Annotated in this window: 5 protein-coding genes; 3 read left to right on the top strand and 2 right to left on the bottom strand. The window is 77.7% G+C overall.

All coding sequences use genetic code 11. The annotated features are described in order from the left end of the window. Window positions 1–320, bottom strand: a 320-nt coding sequence (locus GTR00_RS14380; RefSeq protein ID WP_323132488.1) for an SSI family serine proteinase inhibitor, incomplete at its 3' end; no start/stop codon positions are given. A 412-nt stretch (window positions 321–732) separates the two neighbouring features. On the opposite strand from GTR00_RS14380, the gene GTR00_RS14385 reads away from it, so the two are divergent. Beyond that, entirely contained in the window at window positions 733–2,817 is a 2,085-nt protein-coding gene (locus tag GTR00_RS14385; protein WP_166612294.1) for a HelD family protein, read from the top strand. A 17-nt stretch (window positions 2,818–2,834) separates the two neighbouring features. Then, a complete protein-coding gene (locus GTR00_RS14390) occupies window positions 2,835–3,158 on the top strand; it encodes a rhodanese-like domain-containing protein (protein ID WP_166612295.1) in 324 nt (107 codons plus the stop codon). Window positions 3,159–3,197: 39 nt separating this feature from the next. On the opposite strand, the gene GTR00_RS14395 is transcribed toward GTR00_RS14390, so the two are convergent. Beyond that, a complete protein-coding gene (locus GTR00_RS14395; RefSeq protein WP_166612296.1) occupies window positions 3,198–4,145 on the bottom strand; it encodes a glucosyl-3-phosphoglycerate synthase in 948 nt (315 codons plus the stop codon). A gap of 233 nt (window positions 4,146–4,378) precedes the next feature. Between GTR00_RS14395 and GTR00_RS14400 the strand changes: the two genes are divergently transcribed. Next, window positions 4,379–4,828, top strand: coding sequence for an ATP-binding protein (locus GTR00_RS14400; protein WP_276610223.1), 450 nt, complete (start codon window positions 4,379–4,381; stop codon window positions 4,826–4,828). Window positions 4,829–4,996: the final 168 nt, after the last annotated feature.

A 4,996-nucleotide genomic window follows, 5' to 3' on the forward strand; every position in this document is an offset into this window, starting at 1 on the left:
CCCCACGTCCCGCTGACCGTGGCGCGCTGCGGGCCGCCGTACACCTGGGTGCACGTGCGGTCCCTGGGCACGGGTGCGAAGGGGTCCACCGTCGCCGCCGCCAGCGCCGCGCACGCCGCTGCCGCGTCCGGGTGGTCGCCGCCCGGCGTGCCGTCCGGCGCGCACGTCAGCGTCCACGTGCGCACACCGCCGGAGCCGTCGTCCACGCTCACCGTCAGGGACTGCTCGCCCGGCGCGGGCGCGGGCGTCGGCGTGACCGCCCCCGAGGGGCCGGGCGCGCCCGGCGCGCTGCCGGACGGGCTGGACGTGCTGCTGCTCACCGCTGGGCCTCCCGCCTGCTGCTGACCGCACGCCGCGGCACCCGCGACCGCCAGGGCGAGCGCCAGGGCCAACGCACCCCCGCCGCGCCGCCGCGCCGTGCTCGTGCTGCCCATCGTCGCCTCCCGCGCGCCCGCCCGCCCCCCGGCGGACCCGACCGCGGTGGGACGCGGCGGCGGCCCGGGCGGTTCCCGCGGCGGGCACCGCCGGACGGGGCGGCGGCGGGGGCACCGCGGCGGCACGCCGCTCGGCCGCGGGGCGCACCGCGGACGTACACTGGTTCGTCCACCCGATCGGCGGTTCCTCGACCGGCCCCTCCAAGATCCTCCCGCGAACGCCTGAGTGATCGCAACGTTGTTGTCCCGCAACGGATCCGGCAGAATCCCCGGGCTCCCTCGACAACCCGGAGGAACCGTGCCCGCCCGCCAGGTCCCCGACGTGCTCACCGCCGAGCAGCAGCACCTCGACCGCGCCCGCGCCGAACTCACCCGCATGCGCGAGCACACGCTGTCCCTCACCGCCGACGGCGGCGACCCGATCGCCGACGCCGCCCTCGCCCTCGTCCTGCACCGCCGCGCCGCCAGCCTCCTCGACGACCCCGCCACCGCCCTGTTCTTCGGGCGCACCGACCACGACTCCGGGGAGGTCCTGCACATCGGCCGCCGCCACGTCACCGACGGCGCCGGCGACCCCGTCGTCGTGGACTGGCGCGCCGACGTCTCGCGCGGCTTCTACCGCGCCAGCCGCGCCGAGCGCGGCGACGTGCGCCTGCGCCGCCGCTTCGGCGTCGAGCACGGCCGGCTGACCGCCTACGAGGACGAGCACCTCGCCGACCCGCCGGCCGGGTCGGGGGAGGTGGAGGGGGAGGACGGCACCGCCTCGCAGATCCTCGCCCGCGAGATCGAACGCCCCCGCTCCGGGCCCATGCGCGACATCGTCGCCACCATCCAGCCCGAGCAGGACGCCCTCGTGCGCGCCGACGCCGGCACCACCGTGTGCGTGCAGGGCGCCCCCGGCACCGGCAAGACCGCCGTCGGCCTGCACCGCGCCGCCTGGCTGCTCTACGCCCACCGCGAGCGCCTCACCCGCCAGGGCGTCCTCGTCGTCGGCCCCAACCGCGCCTTCCTGCAGCACATCGGCGCCGTCCTGCCCGCCCTCGGCGAGGTCCGGGTCGAGCAGCGCACCGTCGCCGACCTCGTCACCGCCGGCGGCGCCGGGCGCGCGGAGGTGCGCGTGCGCGCCACCGAACCCGCCGCCGTCGCCGCCCTCAAGGGCGACGCCCGCATGGCCGAGGTCGCCCGCCGCGCCGTGTGGTCCGCCGTCGCCGACCCCGCCGACGTCCTCGACGGCGGCGCCCTCGTCCTCACCCGCGGCTCGCGCCGCTGGCGCGTGCCCGGGTACCGGGTGCGCGAGCTGCTCGACGAGCTCACCACCCGCGGCGTGCGCTACGACGCCGCCCGCGCCCTGCTGCCCCAGCGCCTGGCCCACGCCGTCCTGCAGCTCCTCGAAGCCGCCGGTGACTCCCCCGACGACACCGTCCAGGACGCCGTCGCCCGCAGCGCCGACGTCAAGCGCGCCGCGAACCGGCTCCTGCCCGCCCAGGACCCCGCCAGGGTCCTGCACCGCCTGCTGTCCGACGCCGCCTTCCTGCGCGCCAGCTCCCAGGGCCTGCTCGACGACGCCGAACGCGCCCTGCTGCTGTGGCAGCGCGCCCCGCGCAGCGCCGGCGCCGCCCGCTGGAGCGCCGCCGACGCCGTCCTGCTCGACGAGCTCGCCGACCAGCTCACCCGCACCCCCTCCCGCGCCCACGTCGTCCTCGACGAGGCCCAGGACCTCTCCCCGCTGCAGCTGCGCGCCGTGGGCCGGCGCTGCTCCACCGGCGCCGCCACCGTCCTCGGCGACATCGCCCAGGGCACCACCCCCTGGGCCGCCCGCTCCTGGCGCGAGGTCCTCGGCCACCTCGGCAAGCCCGACGGCCACCTCGAGGTCCTCGACCGCGGCTTCCGCGTCCCCTCCGCCGTCATCGACTACGCCGCCCGCCTGCTGCCCGCCATCGCCCCCGAGCTCACCGTGCCGCGCTCCGTGCGCCCCGACCCCGGCCGCCTCGACGTCCACCCCGTCCACGGCGACCCCCTGCCCGCCGCCGTCGCCGTCGTCGCCGACCTCCTGCGCGAGGACGGCTCGATCGGCCTCGTCGTCGCCGACGCGGCCACCGACGCCGCCGCCGCCGCCCTCGCCGCCGCCGGCGTGCCCGCCACCCGCCTCGACGCCGTCGGCGAGGACGACGAGGGCACCGCGCCCGAACGCGTCTCCCTCGTGCCCGCCACCCTCGTCAAGGGCCTGGAGTTCGACCGCGTCGTCGTCGTCGAACCCGCCGACCTCGTCGACGGCGAACCCGACGGGCGCACCGGCCTGCGCCGCCTCTACGTCGCCCTCACCCGCGCCGTCTCCACCCTCGCCGTCGTCCACGCCCGGCCCCTGCCCCCGCAGCTGCGCTGACCCGTAGGCTCCCCGGCATGTCCGACGTCCCCTCCGTCGCCGCCGCCGCCGTCCCCGCCGACGCCACCCTCCTCGACGTCCGCGAGGACGACGAGTGGGTCGCCGGCCACGCCGACGGCGCCCTGCACGTCCCCATGTCCGAGGTCCCCCAGCGCCTCGCCGAGCTGCCCGAGGGCGAGCTGCACGTCGTCTGCCGCGCCGGCGGCCGCTCCCTGCGCGTGGCGCAGTGGCTCGCGCAGAACGGCTACGACGTCGTCAACGTCGAGGGCGGCATGGGGGCCTGGGCGGACGCCGGGCGCCCCATGGTCTCCGAGACGGGGGCCGAGCCCTTCGTGCGCTGACCCCCCGCGCCCCCGGGGCGGGGTCGCGGGGCCGGGCGCTCAGGAGACCTTGGCCACCCGGTGCGCGTACCCGTCCACGGTGATCATCGGGGGGCGCTCGGCGAGGTCCATCACGTGCGTCACCGGGGCGTAGTGCCCGTACCCGTCGCGGGCGAACTGGGTGACGGCGGTGGTCGAGCCGGTGGCGCCCAGGGCGCGCTCGTGGACGACGTGGGTGATCTGGGCGGCCATGCGGCCCAGCGCGGCGGTGTCCTGGTGGCTGTGGGTGCGCCGGCCCAGGTCGACCTGGGCGATGGCGCCCAGGCCGCGCAGGCGCAGCGTGTCGATGAGCATCGCGATCTCCACGCCGTAGCCGCCGCTGAAGGGCACCGCCTCCAGCAGGCGGCGGCGGCCGGCGTACTCGCCGGCCAGCGGCTGCACCACGCCGGCCAGCTCGGGGAAGAAGCGGCCGAGGAGCGGGCGGGCCACGAGCTCGGTGACGCGCCCGCCGGAGGAGCCGCCGGCGCCCTTGAGGGGGCGGTCGTAGCAGCCCTTGACCAGCTCCACCGAGGGGTCGGCCAGCAGCGGGCCGATCAGGCCGGTGACCAGCTGCGGCTGCGGGTCCACCAGGTCGGCGTCGACGAAGACGACGACGTCGCCGGTGGTGACGGCCAGCGACTTCCACAGCACCTCGCCCTTGCCGGGGCGCGAGCCCAGCTCGGGCAGCACGTCGTCGCGGTGGTGCACGACCGCCCCGGCGGCCTCGGCGGCGCGCGCGGTGCCGTCGGTGGAGCCGGAGTCCATGACGACGACCTCGTCGACCAGGCCGGTGTCGTCGGCCAGGCGGCGCACCATGCGCACCACGCCGCCGACGGTGGGCTCCTCGTCCAGGGCGGGCAGCACCACGCTGACGCGGGTGCGGCCCTTGTCGGCGCGCAGCCGGTCCAGCGGCCAGTCCCGGGCGCGGGAGGTGGCCCGGTCGAACCACGTCTGCACGGGCAGCTTCACCACGGCACCTCCGCCTCGGGGACTTCGATCACCGTGGCACGCCGGGGCGCCCCGGCGACAGGCGTGGGCGCAGAGTTCACGTGGGTGTCACACGCCGGTGGTGGCGGGTCGCTGCTGGGCCGGACGGGTGGTGTGCCCCACCCTGGAGGGGGAGGGGCGGCCGGCCAGGTTTGGCCGGCGCGCGGCTCGGGTACCTACGGGGCCGTCAAGCAGGCGGCAGGGCAGGAGGACGGATGCCGACGGGGGTTGGCCCTGTGCCGGCGACGCACTGGTCGTCGTTCGAGCACGACGCCGCATCTGTCCCACGGGCCCGGCGCGCGGTCCGCTCCGTGCTGGACGGGGCCGGTCTGGACGCCGAGTGCACCGCGGAGATCGAGATCGTCGTCTCCGAGATCGTGGGCAACTCGGTGCGCCACGCGCGCCCGCTGGGCGACGGGGGCATCCACGTGCAGTGCCTGGTGACCCGCGACGGCGGGCCCCACGTGGAGGTCGCGGTCACCGACGGCGGCGCCCCGGGGCGGGTGGTCGGCCCGCGGGCCGTGGGCGAGGGGGCCACCTCCGGGCGCGGGCTGTGCATCGTGGCGAGCCTGGCCGACGAGTGGGGCGTGGTGGAGAACGTCGACGACCTCAGCCGCACCGTGTGGGCGTCCTTCGGGGGCCCCACCCGCCTGCACCCGCACTGACCGCCCGCCGCTGCCCCGGTCGGGTGGATCACCCGCCGGAACACCACGGATCGTCCTTGATCCACTGCGCAGCGCGATAGCCTCGCCCGATCGCTGAAGACCGTCGGCGCACCGGGACCTGAGGAGAGCTGCGTGGAGGAGCCCCCCGCTCCCCCTCCCCCGTCCTTC

The sequence above is a fragment of the Kineococcus indalonis genome, from assembly GCF_009906395.1.
Lineage (GTDB): Bacteria > Actinomycetota > Actinomycetes > Actinomycetales > Kineococcaceae > Kineococcus > Kineococcus indalonis.

Excerpts from the sequence above, each read along its gene's own strand:
- GTR00_RS14390 (WP_166612295.1), top strand. The coding sequence starts at position 2,835 with ATGTCCGACGTCCCCTCCGTCGCCGCCGCCGCCGTCCCCGCCGACGCC.
- GTR00_RS14400 (WP_276610223.1), top strand. The coding sequence starts at position 4,379 with ATGCCGACGGGGGTTGGCCCTGTGCCGGCGACGCACTGGTCGTCGTTC.